The sequence below is a fragment of the Rhizobium sp. CSW-27 genome, from assembly GCF_018760785.1.
Classification (GTDB): domain Bacteria; phylum Pseudomonadota; class Alphaproteobacteria; order Rhizobiales; family Rhizobiaceae; genus Neorhizobium.
Window position 1 is genome coordinate 139892 of record NZ_JAHHZO010000007.1, and the last position, 19293, is coordinate 159184.

A 19293-nucleotide genomic window follows, 5' to 3' on the forward strand; every position below is an offset into this window, starting at 1 on the left:
AATGAGGCTCTACACCAGCTATCAGAAGTGATAGGGTGAAGATCCTTGGAAGAGTGTTCCAGGTTCGAGCCCGGCTGAGGACGACGGAGATGGGTATGGACACGATCGGCATCGAAGAACGGTTTGCGGCGGCGGCGAGCCTGTCCGGCCAGATCGACGAGTTGTTTCTCGCCATGCAGGATTATGGCTTCGACACGCTGATCTACGACTATACGCCCGGCCGCTACGATCTGAGCGGCGAACTGATGATCCCGACGGTGCTGGAACTGCGCAATGTGGACGAGGCCATGCGTGATTACTGGTTCAGCCGCGGCTATTTCCGGCATGACCCCGTGCAGCACGCCGCGCTCGGCACGACGGCGCCCTTCTTCTGGAACTATGACCCGAAGGCGCAGACACTCATCCATGCCTTCATGAACGAGGAATCGGCTCCCGTGGCGGAATTCCTGTGGGAGCGCGGCCTGACGGCGGGTGTGACCGTTCCGATCCATCTGCCGGGTGGAGATTACGCAACCGTTACAGGCATCCGCGCGGGAGACCCTGTGCGCCTTGAGCGGGAGGCGCGGCTGTGCCTTGGCGATTTCAGCCTGATCGCGCATCTCTTCCAGCGCGCGGCAGCGCTTCGCATAGCCCGTGAACAGACACTGACCGGCTTGCCGCGGCTGACCACGCGCGAACGCGAATGCCTGCGCCATTCGGCGGAGGGACTGTCCGCCAAGGAGATCTCACGGGTCATCAACCGCTCGGTGCCAACCGTCGTGATGCATCTCAATGCCGCGACCCGCAAGCTCGGTGCCCGCAACCGCACGCAGGCCGTTGCCCGGGCAGCGCATCTGCGCCTGTTCGACCAGCCGCGCGGCTGACCATCCCGCACCCTATCAGTTGTGATAGCTGCCGCCCCGCCAGCTGCGGCTCTATTGTGCGCTCAGAAGGATTTCCCAATTCAAGGAGCGCAGAGTGCAACCTGTCGAAACGCGTGAAGGTTTCCTGCCATTCCGTGATTACCAGACCTGGTATCGCATCACCGGCAATCTCGAAAGCGATCGCCTGCCGCTTGTCGTTGCCCATGGCGGGCCGGGCTGCACGCATGACTATGTGGATAGCTTCAAGGGCATTGCCGCGCTCGACGGGCGCGCCGTCATCCATTACGACCAGCTCGGCAACGGCAAGTCCACCCATCTGCCGGACAAGGGGCCGGATTTCTGGACGGTCCCGCTCTTCCTGGAGGAGCTGGACAGTCTGCTTAGCCATCTCGGAATTGCGGATCGCTACGCCTTCCTCGGCCAGTCCTGGGGCGGCATGCTCGGCGCCGAACATGCAGTGCTGCAACCCGGCGGCCTGAAGGCGCTGGTCATTGCCAATTCCCCGGCCAACATGCACACCTGGGTGGCGGAGGCAAACCGCCTGCGCAGCGCGCTTCCCGCTGAGGTGCAGGAAACGTTGCTCGCTCATGAAGCGGCCGGCACGCTGACGCATCCCGACTACATCGCCGCCTCCCGTGTTTTCTATGACCGGCATGTTTGCCGCGTCACACCCTGGCCGGAGGATGTGGCCCGCACCTTTGCGGCCATGGACGAAGACAATACCGTCTATCGCAACATGAACGGTCCGACGGAATTCCACGTCATCGGCACCATGAAAGACTGGACCATCGAGGACCGGCTCCACCGTATCGTGGCGCCGACGCTTCTGATCTCCGGCGCTCATGACGAGGCGACGCCGGAGGTGGTGCGCCCCTATAGGGAGCGCGTTCCCGATATCCGCTGGGTGCTGTTCGAGCAGTCGAGCCACATGCCGCATGTCGAGGAGCGCGAGCTTTGCCTGAAGACGGTCTCGGATTTTCTTTCGGCATATGACTGAGGCCGGCAGCGCCGGCCTTCACGCCTGCCGCCGGGCAGGTTTTACGCGGGAAATGGTGCCCTCGGGTGCCGTTGCGGCATCCGGAAGGAGCCGGCTCATTCTCCGCCTGTCGTTCAGATCGACAGGCCTGCCGTTTCCTGCGCCTCGAAGTGGTCGGTGATTTCTCGTCCGGTGGCGATCCACACATCGCCCCGGGCAAGCACATGTTTCAGGAAGTCGCGCAGAATGTGCCAACGCATCGGTCGGCCGGAGACCTGCGGATGCAGCACAAGCGTTGTCACCCCGCCCCAGGCATGGGTTGCCTCGAATTCGTCGATCCAGAGCGGCAGGATCATATCGCGCCCGAAGATCGCGCGCGGGCTGGTGCGGCTTGTCATGCCAAAATTCCAGTCGTCGAAGGCATAGTTGACCGGAATTTCGACCGGGCCGGGCACGCCATCGCTTGGCCCATGCCGGTAGGGCATGATGTCATCCCGGAAGGAGCTGGAATAGCGGATGCCGGACTTTTTGAGATAGGCCAGAAGTTCCGGGAAATTCTCGCCCGATGGTGCGCGGTAACCGACAGGACGCACCCCGAGCGCCGATTGCAGGGCCTCGAAACCCCGGTCGATTTCCTCCACGGCTTCATCCAGCTTTGTCCGGTCCGGCAGCTTGTGGAGATATCCGTGATGGCCGATCTCGTGGCCGGCTGCCACCATGGCCTCGCATTCGGCCCGGTGCGCCAGCGCCGTCCAGCCGGGCGTGAAAAAGGTCGCCTTCAGGCCAAGCTCGTCCATCAGGCCAAGGATGCGGGCAATGCCGACGCGCGCGTCATAACCGCCATGCGAGGTGGTGACCATGCGGTCGACATTGGAGGGATTGTTACCGATCCAGGCGGTTTCGGCGTCAACGTCGAAGCCGATGAACAGCGCGCTTTTCGCGCCGTTCGGCCACATCATGTGAGGCGCCTTCGCTGCCGGGTTGAGGGGGCGTGGCGTGAGATCAAACGTCATGACGGTGCCTTTCAGCGGAAAGTGGGAAGCGTGTCGGCGTGGCCGGCCATCAGCGCCTCGATTTCGGTGCAGTCGCTGACTTCCTCAAGGCTGCCGAGCCTTTGCCAGAGCGTCTCCACCTGGCCTTCGGCCATGCTCATGGCGGCAAGCTCGCCGAACTTTGCGGCAACGGCAAGCGGCGACATCGGCCGCTCGGCAGAGCCCGTCGCGCGCGGTACCATCCGCTCGACAACCAGGCCGTCGCTGAAGGTCAGCGTCACCCGTGGCTCGGCCATGGCATCCATCGATGCATCAACGGCAATGTCGATCCGGTCCATCATTGCTTTGACAGCCGGATGGCTGCGCCGTTCCCCGGTATAGGCCTGAAGGCCGGCGGTCCCGAAGACACACCGGGCGGCAAGCGCAAAAGGCAGGCTCATCTGGGTTGGCGCCATGGCGCCCGCTGCCTTTGCGCCGCACATGTCGGCGAGCATGCCGCTCATCCGAAGGCCGATGCGGGCGATCTCTTCAGGCGCGCGGCCGGTTTCGGCAAGCAGGTCCTCCAGCGCATCGACGGCGGAATGGGCGCCGCGGCAGGAGGCATAGGGTTTCAGCACCGCCCGATTGACCTTCCAGACCTCGCCCAGCCCTTCCGACAGAAGCTGAGGCTGGCATGCGGATTTGTTGAACGACGTAAAGAAGCCGCCCCAGACCTCATCGAAGACGCGTGACGGGCCGGCATAGCCTTGCGCCGCCAGACGTGCTGCCAGCAGACCACCTTCCGCGGCACGACCGGCATGCAGCTTCTTGGCCTGCGAACCATCATGGATGAAGGCCCAGAGACCGGATGAAAAACTTGTCGCCAGCGTCATGGCATCGCGCGTCGCTGCGGCATTGAGGCCAAGCAGATTGGCGACGGCGGCGGCTGCGGCAAAGGTGCCGCAGGTGCCGGTCGAATGCCAGCCAAGACTGTTATGCGCATCATAACCGCCGGTTGCCTCAAGAATGCGGCGCCCGGCATCATAACCTGCGACAACGGCGGCGATCATCCGCCGGCCGCTCACCGGTGCGCCCGTCTCCTGCAAGGCCGAAAACACCGCCGGCATGATCACCGCGCCCGAATGGTCGCAGCCGCCGGAATCGTCCAGTTCGAAGGCGTGGGCTGCAACGCCATTGATCAGCGCTGCATCGCGTGGCGAGCCGGAAAGACCCGTGCCCCAGAGCTGCGTGGGGCCCACCGGCTGCATCGCCTTGAGCGCCAGGGAATATTCGACGGAACGGGCACCGGCGATGGCCGCACCCAATGTATCTGCGATGTGGATTTTCGCCTTTGCGACGGCGGTTTCGGGAATGGCGTCATAATCGAGCGCCGAGACGAAACGCGCAAGCCTGTCGATTGGCGCGTCGGCAAGAAGACGGTTCATGCTATGTCCTTGGAGAATCAGGCTGCCCGCAGCGCAACTGCAGGAGAAAGCCCGGGCGCAGGTCAGCTGCGCCCGGGACTGTCGTGCGGGATTTCCGGATTACTTCACGGCTTCACCGTTGATGTAGATGCCGTCCAGCATGGTGCCTTCCAGACCGTGTTTTGCGAAGACCGCCTTGTATTCGCCGGAAGCCATGATGGCCTTCAGGGCGCCAGCATAGGCATCGCGCAGGGCCGGGTCCTTCTTGGAGAAGGCAATGCCCTGATAGACGGCCGTGATCGGTTCGCCGACGATGGCATAGGTATTCTTCTCCAGCGTCATCAGGTACGGCAGCGTTTCGGAGCCCTGCACGGCGCCATCGACGCGGCCCTGCTTCAGCTGGGCGCGTGCATCGGCCGAGCCTTCGGTGCCGACCACCTTGATGGCGGCAAGACCCTTGGCCTCGCAATTGGCCGCGCTCCACTTTGCCGTTTCGTCCGGGAAGGACGTGCGGCGGCTCATGCCCACCGTCTTGCCGCAGAAATCGGCCGGGGTCTTGAACTCCTGAGCGCGGGCTGCGGAGGTATAGAACTGCGCGCCGGATTTCATGTAATCGACGAAATCGAGGGTATCGCGACGCTTCGGCAGGTCGCTCATGCCGCTATGGATCAGGTCGACGCGACCCGTCTCGAGAGACGAGATCATCTGTTCGAAGCCGATATCTGCCCATTCGACCTTGACGCCGAGCTGCTTGGCAAGGGCGACACCGAGGTCGATATCCACCCCCATCAGCGTATTGGTGGCCGGGTCCTTGTATTCCATCGGCGGGTAGTTGGGCTGGTTGGCGACAATGACCTTGCCGGCGGACTTGATGCGGTCCGGCAGGCCTTCTGCCTGTACCGCCGTGGCGGCGACCATCGCGGCGAGGGTGATAAGAGCTGTTTTCATGAACGTTCCCCTTCTGGACACTGGCTGGATCGGTTTGTGCTTCGTGTTGCGGACCGGCCGGGTCGGTCGGTCCGATGGCATCAGGCGTGGACGGCCTTGATGAATTCCGCCGTGCGCGGACTGTTCGGCGCGCTCAGGACCTGAGATGCGGGGCCGACCTCGACCATCTTGCCCGCTTCCATGAAGGCGACGGTGTTGGCGACGCTGCGGGCAAAGCCCAGTTCGTGCGTCACCACGATCATGGTCATGCCGCTGGCGGCCAGATCCTTCATCACCTCCAGAACCTCGGAGACAAGTTCCGGATCGAGTGCGGATGTGGGTTCGTCGAAGAGGATCAGCTCGGGTCGCATGCACATGGCGCGCGCGATGGCGACACGTTGCTGCTGGCCGCCCGACAGCTGCGAGGGATAGTGGGAGCCCTTGTCGCCGAGCCCGACGCGCTGCAGCAGATCCTGTGCCCGCCTGCGGACATCGGCGACCGGTTCGCGCAGCACATGCACCGGCCCTTCCATGATGTTTTCCAGCGCCGTCTTGTGCGGAAACAGGTTGAAGCGCTGGAAAACCATGCCGATGCGGCGGCGCTGCCGCGACATTTCCGCATCGCCGATTTCATGCAGGTTATTGCCTTCGCGACGATAACCCACCAGTTCGTCGTTCACCCAGATCGCACCGGAATTCATCTTTTCCAGCTGGTTGATGCAGCGCAGAAAAGTGCTTTTCCCCGATCCGGATGGACCGATGATGCAGCAGACTTCCCCCTTGGCGATGTCGAGGCTGACCTTGTCGAGCGCCTTGAACGTGCCGAAGAGCTTGGTAACGTCCACGGCCTTTACAACGATGTCCTTGCTCATCTCATCCTCCTCACATCGATGCGCTGACGGCTTTGCTGCCGCGGCCGAAATATTGCTCGATATAATGCTGGACGACCGAGAGGACGGAGACGACTGCGAGATACCAGAAGCTGGCGACCAGCAGCAGTTCCAGCACGCGGGTATTGGCGAAGTAGATGATCTGCGCGTTGTGCAGGATTTCCGAATACTGGATGACGCTGGCAAGCGAGGTGAGCTTGACCATGCCGATCACCTCGTTGCCGATCGGCGGTACCATGACCCGCATGGCCTGCGGCAGCACGATGCGGCGCAGCATCATCATCTGCGTCATGCCGATGGAACGGGCCGCCTCATACTGCCCGCTATCGACCGACAGAAGGCCGCTGCGCACGACTTCGGACGTATAGGCGCCCTGCGAAATGCCAAGGCCGAGCATGGCCGCGACGAACGGCGTCATGATGTCGACGGTGCGAAACTCGAACAGACCCGGAATGCCCATGGTCGGAAAGATCAGCGCCAGGTTGAACCAGATCATCAATTGCAAGAGTGCCGGCGCGCCGCGGAAGATCCAGACATAACCGACCGCGATGGAGGAGAGCACCGGATTGCCCGAAACACGCATCAAGGCGATGACCACGCCCAGCACGATGCCGAGCGACATGGCAGCAACCGTCATCAGCAGCGTGCTCTGCAGGCCCTGCAGGATGGCCGGCGCGAAGAGGAAGTCGCGGACGTAAGACCACTCGATCTGCCCGACGCTGAAGGCACGCACAAGGGCGGCAAGAGCGGCCAGAACCAGGGCGGCGGCCACCATGCGCCCGATATGGCGCTTGGGAACGAGTGTCAGATGGGCAATCTCGTAGGTCTGGTCGCCGGAGACAGGCTGGGGAGCGGACATGCTCATCGTCCTGCCTCCGCGCTCCCGGGTGCGGAAACGGCGCCCGGCAGGTTCAGCGTGCTTGCCGCGAAGGCCTTTCTTGACTCAAGCGCGGCGGTGAAGCGCTCGATCTGTTCCCGGACCCTGTCCGGCGAGGTCGAGCCGAAACCGGTGCGGCTGGCAAGCGCGCCTTCCAGCGTGATAGCCTTCAGAACACCGGGCGCAAGACGGGCGTCGATGCGGGGCAAGTCTTCCTCGACAAGGCCTGCCAGATCATGGCCGCGCTCTTCGCAATAGCGCACCACGGCGCCGGTGATCTCGTGGGCCTGCGCAAACGGCACATTCTGCGAAACCAGCCAGTCCGCCACTTCGGTTGCAAGCGTAAAGCCCTTCGGTGCTTCCTCCCGCAGCTTGGCCACATCAAATTCCAGCGTCTCGACCATGCCCGCAAAGGCCGGCAGGATGAGTTCGAGAACGTCGATGCTCTCGAAGAGGGCCCGCTTGTCTTCCGCGAGGTCGCGATTGTAGGCCAGCGGCATGGCCTTCATCGTCGCCAGAAAGCCGGCGATGTTTCCGATCAGCGTGCCGGTCATGCCACGGGTCAGTTCGGCAATGTCCGGGTTCTTCTTCTGCGGCATGATCGACGAGCCGGTCGAATAGGAATCGTGCAGCCGCACCCAGCTGAACTGCTTCGAACTCCAAATGCAGATTTCCTCCGCAAGGCGCGACAGGCTGATGGTGACCAGCGAGCAGATGAACAGGAACTCGGCGACGTGGTCGCGGGCGGAAACCGCATCGATGGAGTTCTCGCAGGCCCCTGCGTACCCAAGCTCGATGGCCGACAGATCCGGGCGGCAGGCGATGCCGGAACCGGCCAGCGCGGCCGCACCGAGCGGCGAGCGGTCGAAGCGCCGGTCGAACTCCTCGAAACGTTCGAGGTCGCGCAACAGGCTCTGCGCATGCGCCATCAGGTGATGGCCGAGCACCACCGGCTGGGCCGGCTGCAGATGGGTGAAGCCGGGCATCACCGTTTCTGTATGCCGGGAAGCCTGGGAAACGAGCGCAAGCTCGACGGCGATGACGCCGCGCGACAGTTCGCGCGCCATGCGGCGCAGATAGAGGCGCGTGTTGTTGGACGTCTGGTCATTGCGCGAGCGTCCGGCCCGCAACTTGCCGCCCAGCACGCCAAGCCGTTGCATCAGCAGGCGCTCAAGGAAAGTGTGAATGTCTTCATCCGCAGCGATGGGCTTCTCGGACCCGCTTGCGACATCAGCTTCGATCTCATCGAGTGCCGCGCGGATGGTGAGGAACTCCACCTCGTCCAGTACGCCTGCACGTCTCAGTTCCGATGCATGCGCGCGAGAGCCTGCGAGATCTTCCCGGTAAAGACGGAAATAGCTGGGATGCGAGCGGGAGAGATTGGCGAGTGCTTCGGATGGGCCGGACTTGAAGCGTCCACCCCAGAGCTGGGTCGGCTCCGACATGAATTGTTCCCTTGTGTTTAATATTGAGGCAACGCTCCCATGCGCCACCAAACTGGGCAAGCGAAGTTAATTCCTTGGGCTATGACAAAAACGACTAGCGAATGGCCCGCCCGCGGACTAGGTTTCCGGATGATCAGGCGAGCCGCATGAGGTCAGTGTGACAGGTCGCAAGCAGTTTCCATCGATGACCGCGCTTCAGGTTCTGCTGACAGTGGCAGAGCGGGGCTCGACGAGCGCTGCCGCCGGCCCGCTGGCGCTCTCGCAGAGTGCCGTCAGCAAGCAGTTGATCGCGCTTGAAGAGCGCATCGGAGGGGCCGCCTTTGCGCGCACGCCGAACGGCATGGTTCCGACCGAGCTCGGCGCCATCTACATCGAACATGCGCGCACGGCGATCAAGGCGATGGAGGATGCCGCGCTCAAGGTTGCGCGCCTGAAGCCGGGGCCGCGCGTTCTTCGCCTGCAGGTGCCGCCGATCTTCGGGGATCGCTGGCTTCTGCCACGATTTGTCCAGTTCACCGAGGCGCATCCGGACATCGAGGTGCAGTTCACCACCTTCGTGTCGAACACGCAGACCGAGGTTCCCGATGGAAGCGTGCGCTTTCTGGTGACGCCGGCTGCGGACGAGGAGGGCGCCTATCTGTTCGGCCAGGATATCCGCCTCGTCAGTGCCGCCTCCTACTGGGAAAAGCTCGGCAATCCCCGGTCCCTCGAAGCGGCGGCGCGGGGCGTCATGCTCGAACATCCGCAAACGCCGTTTCACTGGCCCTTCCTAGCGGCGGCCCACGGTGCCGGGGCGCTGGCGGCGCGCCATACGATGCGCTTCGGCTATTACACGATGGTCATCCGCGCGGCTCTCGCCGGCCAGGGCATGGCGCTGATCCCGCATGGGCTGATCGTCGATGACCTTGCCGCCGGCCGCCTCGTCAATCCCGCCGGTCTCGGCTATCGCAGCGATTACGGATACTGGTTCACCAGGCCAAGCAACATTCCGACCAGCCACTCCATGCGCCTTTTCGAGCGGTGGCTGCACGACGAAGCCCGCACGATGAGGGATTAACCCGCGATGGCTCATCCGCAAGGAGGTGGAGAAGCATCGGCTTGATCTGCCGCGCCTCCGGATGGACCGGCGACAGGGCGCTCTGCGAGACTGACATGCGCCGGAATGCCCTGATGCGGAGCGGGTTGCTCGAACGACAGCGAGATGGCCCACGCCGCCGCACGGTGGCACGGCGCGCGCGACGTGGTGTCGATCAGAACTTCACGTCGAACCGGGCCTTGATCTGGTTCTGCCAGTCGCCGTCTCCCAGCTGGGCCGTATAGGCGAGGCCGAGGCTTGCGCTGTCTGAGACCGGCATCGAGACAGCGGCACCCAGCAAGGCGACATCGCGGGCAATCGGCGTGCCGGAGACCGAGAACATCTCGCCAGTCCTGAAGCGGTTGACGGCATCCGGCGTATCGTCGCCGAATGCGTGTCGCCAGGCGAGCTGACCGTGGAGCGCGGCAGCGATGCCACCGATGTCGACGGGCGTTTCCGCGCGAAGACCGAGCGATGCATAGGTGACGGCATAGTCGTCATCGGCAACGGAAAGGGCCGCATCGCCGCCCGCCTCGCTGAAGCTGTCGGTGTGGCTGCGCACATGTGCAAGGCCTGCGAAGGGCGAAAGCTTCGCCTGTCCCGCCTCGATCGAAACGCTTGCCTCGGCGAAGGCCTGGGCGGTGCCGCCATCGTAGTCGGCCGTCAGCCGGTTGCTGAGGCCATTGACGTCCACGGCCCTGTCGGTGCTGATCTGGTGGACCGTATAGCTGCCGCCAAACCGCAGATCGACCATTCCGAGCGCGCTGCTGCCGTAGATCCCGACCGAATAGTTGTCGAGCGTCGCCTTGCTCGAACGGCTGTCGACATCGATGCTGGTGCGGCTGTAGCCGGCGGCGACACCGAGGCGCCAGTCTTCGGTCACCGTGCTGTCAAGGCCGGTCACGAAGCCGCCGGTATTGCGTCGCAGAGAGGCGCCATTGCCATCGCCTCCACCATCGCGCCAACCGCCGAAGGCCGACAGCCAGACGCCGTCATCGCCGCTGCGAAGCCGGTCAAGCAAACCATCGCGCAGGAACGTGCTGTCTTCGGCGATAACGCCGCGCAGGGAGGCATGGATTTCCCCGGACAGCTGATCATAGGCACCGGGCACGGCCGCATCGGTCAGCGTGGCAACGGAGCCCCACAGGGCGCCACTTGCGGCCATCGCATCGAAGGCGGTGCCAACGGCCCGCTGGTTGGCGGTGATGCCGAGGCTTGAAAAGCTTACGCCATTGCGCGCAAGCGTCAGGTAGACGTTGTTGGCATCATAGACCAGCGTTCCGTCGAGGAAGGCAAAGCTGTCCGTCAGCGATCCGAATTGCCCGGAGATGCCGCCATCGGCGGTGATGATCGTATAGCGGGTGCCGATCGTGTAGGTGCTGCCGTCATCGGTGCCGTTTTCCGGTGCGAAGTGAACGGTCGCGCCGGAACTGATCGTGGCGATCCCCGTGGCATGCAGAAGGTCGCTGGCGCCGGTCTCGTCGATCTCGACCGAATAGGTGGAGCCCGAGGCGAAGTCGATATCGGCCACCGTCAGCGTGCCGATCGAATTGCCGGGGGCGACCGTGCCGCCGCTGGCCACGTTCACATTGCCAAGCGTGCCCGATCCGCCCAGCGTCGCGCCCGCCTCCACATCCGTCACGACGGAGAGCGTCGAGGTGTTGACCGAGACGAAGCCGCCCGCGATCAGCAGATTGCCGATGAAATCCGTGTAATCGCCCGTGAGGTTTGTGAAGCCGGAATCGAATTGCAGGGTGCCGTTGCCCTCCACATCCGCGGCGAAGGTGTAATTGCTGGCGCCGTGATCGAAGACGATCTTGCCGGTGCCGTCGCCGAAGGTCACCGTGGAGGTGGTCACCGACCCTGCCCCGGTGCCGATGGTCAGGATGCCGGTCGATGCCGCCCCGCCGGCAATGACGATCCGCCCGGCAACGATGGTGGCGCCATTGCTGAGCGTCAGCGTGCCGCTTCCGTCAAGGCCGATCGACAGCTGCGTGGTGATATCGAGACTGGAGCCCATGCCGGTGACGGTTACCTCGCCGGAGGAGCCAGTCTCGTTGCCGATATGCAGCATGCGGCCGGAGACAGTTGCGCCGTCTTCGACACTGAGATGGCCCTCGCCATGGCGCCCGACGTTGAGGTCGCCAGAATACTGGATGTTTGGATCGAGGTGGGCGCTCCATGTCGATCCGGAGCCTGTAACGGTCATCCGCCCCACAGATCCTGCGAGGTCACCCAGAGACCCCTGGAGACCGTCGATCACGCCGCCGGCCGAAATCGTCACGATGCCTTCGGTTCCGGACTGATAGCCGACGATGAAGGCGTCGGTCATGTCCCAGCGGGAGCCGGTACCGGTGACGGTCACCTCGCCCTGTGAGCCGGTGACCGTGCCCACATAGCCGGCAGTGCTGCTGACGACGCCGCCGTTCGAGACGGTGAGGGCGCCATCGCCTTCGTTGCCGACATAGAGTTCGGCGGAATTGTCGAAGCGGCTCCCGGCCCCATCGACAGTGACGTCGCCCGTGCTGCCCGCATACCAGCCGATCACCGCGCTGGCCGCATCGACAGTGCCGGCATTGCCGATATCCAGCGTGCCTGTCCCCTCCTGGCCGACATAGACGCGGCCGGTCACGTCGAGGCTGGCGTCATCGACGGTCAGTGTCCCGTCGCCCTGTGCGGTGATGCCGAGCTTGACCGAGCCGACCGTTGCCGAGGCTTTGTCCGTCAAGGCAAGTTCTGCGTCGGTCGAGCCGCCGACCGCCACGTCGCCATCCACGGTGAGGCTGCTGGTGTTCCCCTCGACTGTCACCTCGCTGCCGGACGCCGTGGCAAGGCTGCCGATCGAGAGACTTCCCGTATCGACGGCACCGCCGTTGGCGACTGCCAGCAGACCGCGTCCGCCGCCACCGACGACCAGCGCACCCGTGTTGTCGAAGAGGGAGCCGCTGCCTTCCACGGCCACCGTGCCCTGCGTGTTCAGCCCGTCCGCAATGCTGGCGGCGGCGCTGGTTACGCTAGAGCCGCTGTAGATGTTGAGGAACCCGGTTCCGCCATTGGTGGCGTCGCCGCCGTAGCCGACATAGATCGTGCCGTTTGCGGTCAGGGTGGAGGCATTTTCCAGTTGTGCCGTTCCGCTTCCGCCTGCGGCCGCGCCGAGATAAAGGTCGTCCGTCGCAACGGCGGAGCCGCTGAGGATGTCAAGCCGGCCTGTTCCGGCGTTTCCCACATAGATTGCGGCGCTGTTCGTCCAGACATTGCCGGAGCCACCGGAAACGGTCAGCGTTCCCGAATCGCCGGCGCCGTTGCCGAGCGTCACGTTGGTGGAGTTGAAGTCATCCTGGAGCGTCAGCGAGCCCGTACCGCCGACGCCGACGAGCAGGTTCTTGACCGCTCCCGGCGCGCCCACCACAACGCCCGTTGCGTTGATTCGGGCGTCGTCTGCTGCCGTCGGGCTATGGCCGTCCCAGATCCAGTTGCTGTCGGTGAACCAGTCACTGGTGCCGCCGCCGCCGGACCATAGTACAGTATCCGCATATGCCTGACGGGCTGAGAAAGACTGAACGACAAGAAGCGCCAATGCCGTCGACACCATCAGGCGGCGATGCCGACGTTCGCCCGATATAGACCGTAAGCTGTTCATTGATGCGCTCCCCCCGAACATAAGATATCGATTTCTTTCAAGTTTCTAATTTGTAAGATGGGGCGGACACAACCTCAGGCAGGAAAATGGCGGCGAATGTTCGATACAGAGACAGAAATGCAACAATGGCGCGCAGGCGCTCACAGCCAGCCGAGCGCCGTTGCTGCACGAATTGCTTCTGCGCGGCGATTGCAGCCGAGTTTGCGGAACAGGTTTTTCAGGTGGAACTTCACCGTGACTTCGGAAATGTTCAGCGTTGCCGCGATCCGCTTGTTCGACAGGCCGCCCGCCGCCAGTTGCAGCATCTGCGCCTCGCGTTGCGAAAGCCCGCCGCGCAGGGCGCGGGCATGCGGGGAGTTGAGCGAGGCGCTGAAGATGGACAGGGCGCTTCGCACTTCGGCGGAGGTCTCGACGAAGCTGCGGATCGCCCGGCTTTCCAGGAGCGGCGAGAGAAACAGCCTTTCTTCCGAAAGCACGCCGTGGCATCCTTGCCGGGACGCGCTTTCGAGCGCGGATAGCAGATGGGCGCGGGCTGCCGCCGTGTCGCGGCGCTGGTGGGCGGCATAGCTTTGCCAGATCAGAAGCGCCACCCGTTCCCTGTTCGTCACCTTCGGATTGGCAAGCAGGGCCTCGATCTGTCGCGGCAGGTAGGGTCGCGGCGTCCAAAGGTGGACGCCCTCGCGCAGCCAGGCCATCACATAGGCGATCTCGTCACGGCGGCCCAGCCGCGCCAGATCGTCTGTCGCGCTTTCGATCCAGTGCTTGCCAAGCGGCATTCGGATGGCCGAAAGCGTCGCCGCAGCCTCTCGCCAGCGCTCGACATTCTGGTAGGCGATGGCGGCGCGGATTTCCATCATCGCATGAAACTGAAGCCCGTCGGACAGGTGGATCCACAGCCCGTCGAGAAAGCCGGGCCGTATCGTCATCGGAAAATGGTCGATCAGCACCTGCGAGGCATAATGCAGGGCGAACTGCATGAGGCTCGGCCAGATTTCGGCAGCGGCAAAGGCTTCGAAGTCCCGCTGAACGAAGTCCAGCAGGGCGCGGTGGCGCCCCGCCTCGTAGTCGAGACAGGCCTCCGCCAGGCGCAGCATGCGGAATTCCGCCTCGGCCTGGTGCGGCACCTGTTCCAGCCGGCCCCTTGCATCCTGTGCTGCGCGGCGCGCCAGAAGCACGTCGCCGCTCGTCAGGCGAAGGACGATCTGGTGCAGGTGAATGAAGAATTCGAGGAGAGGCTGCCCGCCCATCTTCTTCAGGTAGATCAACGCCCTTGCTGCGGCCGCCTCCGCCTCGCGAAAGTTGCGCCGACGGATTTCGAACTCCAGAAGCGCGTTATAGTAGGCGGCCCATTTGCCGTATTCCCCCATAGGGTAATCGGCCATGAACTCGCCCAGCCGGCCGATCATGGCGTCGCTCGGCGTCAGGTCCTCCGAAATCATCAGGTTGAGGCGGAAGGTCCGTGCAGCAAAGGAATAGCGTGATCCCTTGACCAGAACCTTCAGCGGATCGAGGTAATCGAACCCCAGATGCCGGGCGAGAAGATGGCGTACGCGCTGCAGTTCGCCCTGCTTCATCAGGCTGCGGCAGATGGCAAACAGGATCGTCTCGTTGCCGGCGATCATCTCGTGCGAGAAACGCATGACGATATCCTGAAAGGCCGTCACGCTGCTTCGATAGATCAGGTCCCGTCCGTCCGCCCGCTCCAGGATCTGCGCGGCCTGTGTCTCGTGGCCGTGATCGAGCAGCATGTCCATGGCGGCGAGCGCCTGTCCCGACTGCTCCAGGGTCGCGGCGATGTCGACCAGCGCGCCGGGACTGGTGCAGGATGCAAGGCTTTCGGCGACGGCTGTCTTCAGTGCACCGCACAGCAGCGGATAGCGCTGCGGCTCTGCCATCAACGCGGGCGGAAGCAGGGGTGCCGACGATTGCCCGGCCGGTTCCGTTCCCGTCTGGAGCCAGATCGACAGCGCCGCCACCTGGCCGAGCGTGAAGCGGTCGAGACAGGTCTCCTTCAGGTAGTCGATCAGCGCCCGCTCGTCGGGGGCGCGGACGAGCGGCAGGAAGGCCGGCCAGCCGGCATAGTGATGGAAGAAGCTTTGCACCGTCTCGCCGGGGAGCCCAGCAAGTTCGTCCGCCCGAAAGGACAGCGCCTCCGCCCCGATCGACAGTTGCCCGGCATGCAGCGCCACCCGGCTCAGTCCGCCCACCTTCTGCTCCGGACGGCAGGCAATGACAATGCGTTGTGCCGCCTCCGCCAGATCGGGGGACAGCCGCACCGACCGCAGCGACGGCGGCATGTCCCACAACAGCCAGCCGCGCACCATGTCCCGAAGGGCGGGGCGCGAGGACGTGCAGACGGTGAGACCGGCTGCCGCTGCAACCTGGCGAAGCAGCACGCTTTTGCCGGCGCCTGCCGGCGCGCGCAGGAAGACCACGCCGCAGGTTGCGTCGTGGATGAGATCGCGGAGACGGGGCCGGGGCAGATGCGATTGCATCCTGCCTTCATAGAGGTGGCTCGACCAAAAACCTATCCCTCTTGCGTTAAAAACTATCCTTTCTCTCGGTTGTCGATGACCGGTCCTGCGTGGAAGCTTGGCGCTGGAAAACCCCAGGGAGAGGACGTTTCGGACAATGCAGCAACACCCGCTGGCGGCCATACTGACGCGGCTCGGCACCTTTCTGCTGGTGATGGTCGTGTTGTCGCTGATGATATTCGCGCTGGCGCGCATCGTGCCGGGCGACCCGGCGAGAATGGCGCTCGGGCCGGCGGCGACCCCGCAACAGGTCGAGGCTCTGCGCCTGCAGATGGGGCTCGACCGGCCGGTCGCGGTCCAGTACCTCGATTATCTCGGCAAGGCGCTGCATGGCGATCTCGGCATCTCGCTGGTGTCCCAGCGCCCGGTGACCACCGACCTTGCCCAGACCGTTCCGGCAACGGTCGAGCTTGTGCTCGTCTCGGTGATCTTCATGTTCCTCGTCGCCATTCCGCTGGGGGTCGTCACCGCCCATTACCGCGACCGGGCTTTCGATCACATCGGCCGCGTGCTGTCGCTCACCGGCGTCACCATTCCGAGCTTCCTGTTTGCCATTACCCTTCAGCTGCTGGCGGCACGCCTGCTGCACGACTGGCCGATCATCGGGCGCATCGATCACGCGCTCGGCTGGCAGGGCGGGCCGACGGGCTTCCTGCTGCTCGACGGACTTGTGGCCGGGCGGCTGGACGTGGTGGCAAGCGCCCTGCAGCACATCGCCCTGCCGGCCTTTGCCCTGTCGATGGCCGGCATCGGCCAGATCACCCGCATCACCCGCTCCTCGATGATCGAGAACCAGCGCAAGGACCACGTGCTGACGCTGCAGAGTTTTGGCGTGCCCGAGCGTGTCATCATCTTCCGCTACCTGCTGAAGCTGTCCTCCATCGCGCCGCTGACGATCATGGGGCTCGAATTCGCCTCGCTGATCGGCAATGCCTTCGTCATCGAGATGATCTTCGCCTGGGGCGGCTTTGCCTCCTATGGCCTCAACGCCATCCTGCAGAAGGATCTCAACGCCGTGACTGCCGTGGTCCTCGTGGCCGGACTCTTCTTCATCGTCGCGAATCTCATCGTTGACCTCCTGATTTCGATCATCGACCCGCGCATGCGCCGCAAGGAGGCACGCTGATGGCTGACATGAAAATGCTCGATCCCCGCGATCGCGGCCTGAGCGCCGGCTACATGATGTGGTACCGCTTCAGCCGCAACCCGGCTGCGGTGATCGGCACGCTGATCCTGCTTTCGGTGGTGGTGCTCGCGCTCTTCGCGCCCTGGCTCACGCCCTATCCGAAGCATGTCGGCAGCATCGTCGATTTCCGCGCGCGCCACCTGCCTCCGGACGCGGCCCACTGGTTCGGAACCGACAAGGCCGGGCGCGACATCTTCTCGCGCACCATCTTCGGCCTGCGCGTCTCGCTCCTGCTGGTCGTCGGAGTGCTGGGCATTTCGGTGCCCGTCGGCACTGTTCTCGGGCTGGTTGCCGGCTATTTCGGCGGCTGGACCGAAAAGCTGATCAGCGGGCTGACCAATGTGATGCTGGCCATGCCGCCGCTGGTGATGGCGCTCGCCATCTCGAACCTGCTTGAACCTACCCTGACGAATGCGATGATCGCCATCACGCTGCTCTGGTGGACCTGGCATGCGCGCCTCATCTATTCGGTCTCCAAGTCGATTGCGTCCGAGGATTACATCGAGGCGGCTCGCCTTGCCGGCGCCGGCCCGTTCCACATTCTTTTCCGGGAAATCCTGCCCAATTGCGTGGCGGTCATCTCGGTCAAGACGACGCTGGACGCGGCCTTCGTCATCCTGTTCGGCGCAACGCTGAGCTTCCTCGGCTTCGGTGTGAAACCGCCGACACCGGATCTGGGCTCGATGGTGGCGGACGGACGCCAGTTCATGCCGGATTTCTGGTGGGAGGTGCTCTGCCCCGGTGCGGCGGTGCTTTACGTCACGCTCGGTTTCAACCTGCTGGGCGACGGCCTGCGCGACATGTTCGACGTGGAGGGCTGAGGATGCAGAACCAACCGCTTCTGATGGTGGACAACCTCTGTGTCGATTTCACCGCCTATGGGCGCACCCGGCAGGTGCTGCGCGATGTCGGCATCTCGGTTGCGGCCGGTGAACGCGTCGCCCTGATCGGCGAAACGGGATCGGGCAAATCGGTGACGGCGAAGGCCATCATCGGAACGCTGCCGAAAAATGCGACGGTGCGCTCCGGCAGCATCCGTTTCGACGGGCGGGACGTGCTGGGCCTTGCCCGCGCCGAGCGCGAGGCGCTGAAGGGAACGGCTTTTTCGCTGATCATGCAGGATCCGCTGTCCTCCTTCAATCCGGTGTTTCGCATCGGCACGCACCTGGATGACGTGATGCGGTTTGCCGACCGCCGCAACGGCATTTCCGCCTCGCGTGCCGAGCGGCGCAGCCGTATCGCCGCCGTTCTCCGCCGGGTGCAACTGGCCGATGCCGAGCGGATCATGAATGCCTATCCGTTCGAACTGTCCGGCGGCATGCGCCAGCGCGTGCTGATCGGGCTCGCGCTGCTGCACCAGCCGAAGCTGCTGATCGCCGACGAACCGGGAACGGCGCTTGATGTCACCACGCAGGACGAGATCCTCAACCTGATCAACACGCTGGTGCGCGAGGAGAACATGGCCCTGCTGATGATCACCCACAATCTCGGCGTGGTCCGCAAGGTGGCTGACCGCGTGGTGGTGATGCATCACGGCGACATCGTCGAAAGCGGCCCCTGCCGCGAGATCCTGAGCAGTCCGGCGCGCGACTATACCCGTGCGCTGCTCGATGCCGTGCCGGCGCTTTACGGGCCGAAGGTCGTCGACATGGCACAAAGCGACAGGGCGCCCGTCATCAAGGTCAGCGATCTCAACAAGGTCTATGGCCGGCGCAACGGCTATCACGCGGTGCGCAACGTCAACCTGACGCTGCGCGAAGGCGAGATTTTCGGCCTGGCCGGCGAGTCCGGCTCCGGCAAGACCACGGTCGCGCGGATGATCATGGGGCTGCTGCGTCCGAGTTCCGGCGACCTTGTCATCGACGCAGCGCCGCCCGCAAAAGGCCGGCGCCTGACCCAGATCGTCTACCAGAATCCGGGCACCTCGCTCAATCCGAAGCGCACCGTCCGGCAGACCCTGACGCTGCCGCTGAAATCGATCGGCATGCAGGCAGATGCGCGCGAAGCGCGCCTTGGTGAGCTGATGGATCTCGTGCGCCTGCCGCAATCCTATCTGGCCAAGTATCCGCACGAGCTGTCTGGCGGCCAGAAGCAGCGCGTGGCGATTGCGCGTGCGCTCGCCGCCGAGCCGAAGATCCTGATCCTCGACGAACCGACGGCGGCCCTCGATGTCTCGGTGCAGAAGACCGTCATCGAGCTTCTGGTGCAGCTGCGCGAGGAACTGGGCCTGACCTACCTGATGATTTCCCACGACCTGTCGCTGATGCGCAATTTCTGCTCGCGGATTGCCGTGATGCTGCGGGGAGAGATCGTCGAGGAGGGGGCGACGCCCGATGTCTTTGCCGCGCCGGCCCACCCCTACACGCGGGCGCTGATCGCCGCCATTCCCGTCGTCTCGGACGAGGAGGAGCGACAGAAGCCCGTTGTCACCGAAGAGGAACGCATGCGCTTCCTCGTCAAATCTACAGACTGATGGAAGAGGAGC

14 protein-coding genes are annotated in these 19293 nt (G+C 64.0%); 6 read left to right on the forward strand and 8 right to left on the reverse strand.

Annotated features, from left to right (window positions below; all coding sequences use genetic code 11):
- Window positions 1-89: 89 nt before the first annotated feature.
- Window positions 90-863 carry a helix-turn-helix transcriptional regulator gene (locus KLP42_RS15155; RefSeq protein ID WP_215567582.1) on the forward strand — a complete coding sequence of 258 codons (774 nt, stop codon included), beginning with the start codon at window positions 90-92 and terminating at the stop codon, window positions 861-863.
- Between the two features lie 94 nt (window positions 864-957).
- Window positions 958-1860 (forward strand): proline iminopeptidase-family hydrolase, encoded by a 903-nt coding sequence (locus KLP42_RS15160; protein ID WP_215567583.1) that lies wholly within the window; start codon window positions 958-960, stop codon window positions 1858-1860.
- 113 nt (window positions 1861-1973) lie between these two features.
- Here KLP42_RS15160 and KLP42_RS15165 read toward each other — a convergent pair whose 3' ends face one another.
- The 6 genes from KLP42_RS15165 to argH all read right to left on the reverse strand — a co-directional run bounded on the left by KLP42_RS15165 (window position 1974) and on the right by argH (window position 8373).
- The gene (locus KLP42_RS15165; RefSeq protein WP_215567584.1) at window positions 1974-2852 is read right to left on the reverse strand and encodes a polysaccharide deacetylase family protein; all 879 of its coding nucleotides are present in this window, start codon (window positions 2850-2852) and stop codon (window positions 1974-1976) included.
- 11 nt (window positions 2853-2863) lie between these two features.
- Window positions 2864-4255: an MmgE/PrpD family protein gene (locus tag KLP42_RS15170; protein ID WP_215567585.1), complete on the reverse strand. Its 1392-nt coding sequence runs from the start codon at window positions 4253-4255 to the stop codon at window positions 2864-2866.
- Window positions 4256-4354: 99 nt separating this feature from the next.
- The gene (locus tag KLP42_RS15175) at window positions 4355-5182 is read right to left on the reverse strand and encodes an ABC transporter substrate-binding protein (protein WP_215567586.1); all 828 of its coding nucleotides are present in this window, start codon (window positions 5180-5182) and stop codon (window positions 4355-4357) included.
- A gap of 80 nt (window positions 5183-5262) precedes the next feature.
- A complete protein-coding gene (locus tag KLP42_RS15180; protein WP_215567587.1) occupies window positions 5263-6033 on the reverse strand; it encodes an amino acid ABC transporter ATP-binding protein in 771 nt (256 codons plus the stop codon).
- A gap of 10 nt (window positions 6034-6043) precedes the next feature.
- Window positions 6044-6916: an amino acid ABC transporter permease gene (locus KLP42_RS15185; protein ID WP_215567588.1), complete on the reverse strand. Its 873-nt coding sequence runs from the start codon at window positions 6914-6916 to the stop codon at window positions 6044-6046.
- A complete protein-coding gene (argH, locus tag KLP42_RS15190) occupies window positions 6913-8373 on the reverse strand; it encodes an argininosuccinate lyase (protein WP_215567589.1) in 1461 nt (486 codons plus the stop codon). The genes KLP42_RS15185 and argH overlap by 4 nt, the downstream gene beginning before the upstream one ends.
- A 184-nt stretch (window positions 8374-8557) precedes the next feature.
- Here argH and KLP42_RS15195 point away from each other — a divergent pair, with 184 nt between their 5' ends.
- Window positions 8558-9430 carry a LysR substrate-binding domain-containing protein gene (locus tag KLP42_RS15195; RefSeq protein ID WP_215567590.1) on the forward strand — a complete coding sequence of 291 codons (873 nt, stop codon included), beginning with the start codon at window positions 8558-8560 and terminating at the stop codon, window positions 9428-9430.
- A gap of 193 nt (window positions 9431-9623) precedes the next feature.
- Here KLP42_RS15195 and KLP42_RS15200 read toward each other — a convergent pair whose 3' ends face one another.
- Together KLP42_RS15200 and KLP42_RS15205 are read right to left on the reverse strand one after the other, a co-directional pair.
- The gene (locus tag KLP42_RS15200) at window positions 9624-13088 is read right to left on the reverse strand and encodes an autotransporter domain-containing protein (RefSeq protein WP_215567591.1); all 3465 of its coding nucleotides are present in this window, start codon (window positions 13086-13088) and stop codon (window positions 9624-9626) included.
- A gap of 140 nt (window positions 13089-13228) precedes the next feature.
- Window positions 13229-15583 (reverse strand): helix-turn-helix transcriptional regulator, encoded by a 2355-nt coding sequence (locus KLP42_RS15205; protein ID WP_215567592.1) that lies wholly within the window; start codon window positions 15581-15583, stop codon window positions 13229-13231.
- Between the two features lie 136 nt (window positions 15584-15719).
- On the opposite strand from KLP42_RS15205, the gene KLP42_RS15210 reads away from it, so the two are divergent.
- Genes KLP42_RS15210 through nikE form a run of 3 tightly spaced genes read left to right on the forward strand, consistent with a single transcriptional unit; the run spans window position 15720 to window position 19281 of the window.
- Window positions 15720-16748, forward strand: a complete 1029-nt coding sequence (locus tag KLP42_RS15210) for an ABC transporter permease (RefSeq protein WP_215567593.1) — start codon at window positions 15720-15722, stop codon at window positions 16746-16748.
- On the forward strand, window positions 16748-17629 hold the full coding sequence (locus KLP42_RS15215) for an ABC transporter permease (protein ID WP_215567594.1): 882 nt from the start codon (window positions 16748-16750) through the stop codon (window positions 17627-17629). Before KLP42_RS15210 ends, KLP42_RS15215 begins: the two co-directional genes overlap by 1 nt.
- 2 nt (window positions 17630-17631) lie before the next feature.
- On the forward strand, window positions 17632-19281 hold the full coding sequence (gene nikE, locus KLP42_RS15220) for a nickel ABC transporter ATP-binding protein NikE (RefSeq protein ID WP_215567595.1): 1650 nt from the start codon (window positions 17632-17634) through the stop codon (window positions 19279-19281).
- Window positions 19282-19293: the final 12 nt, after the last annotated feature.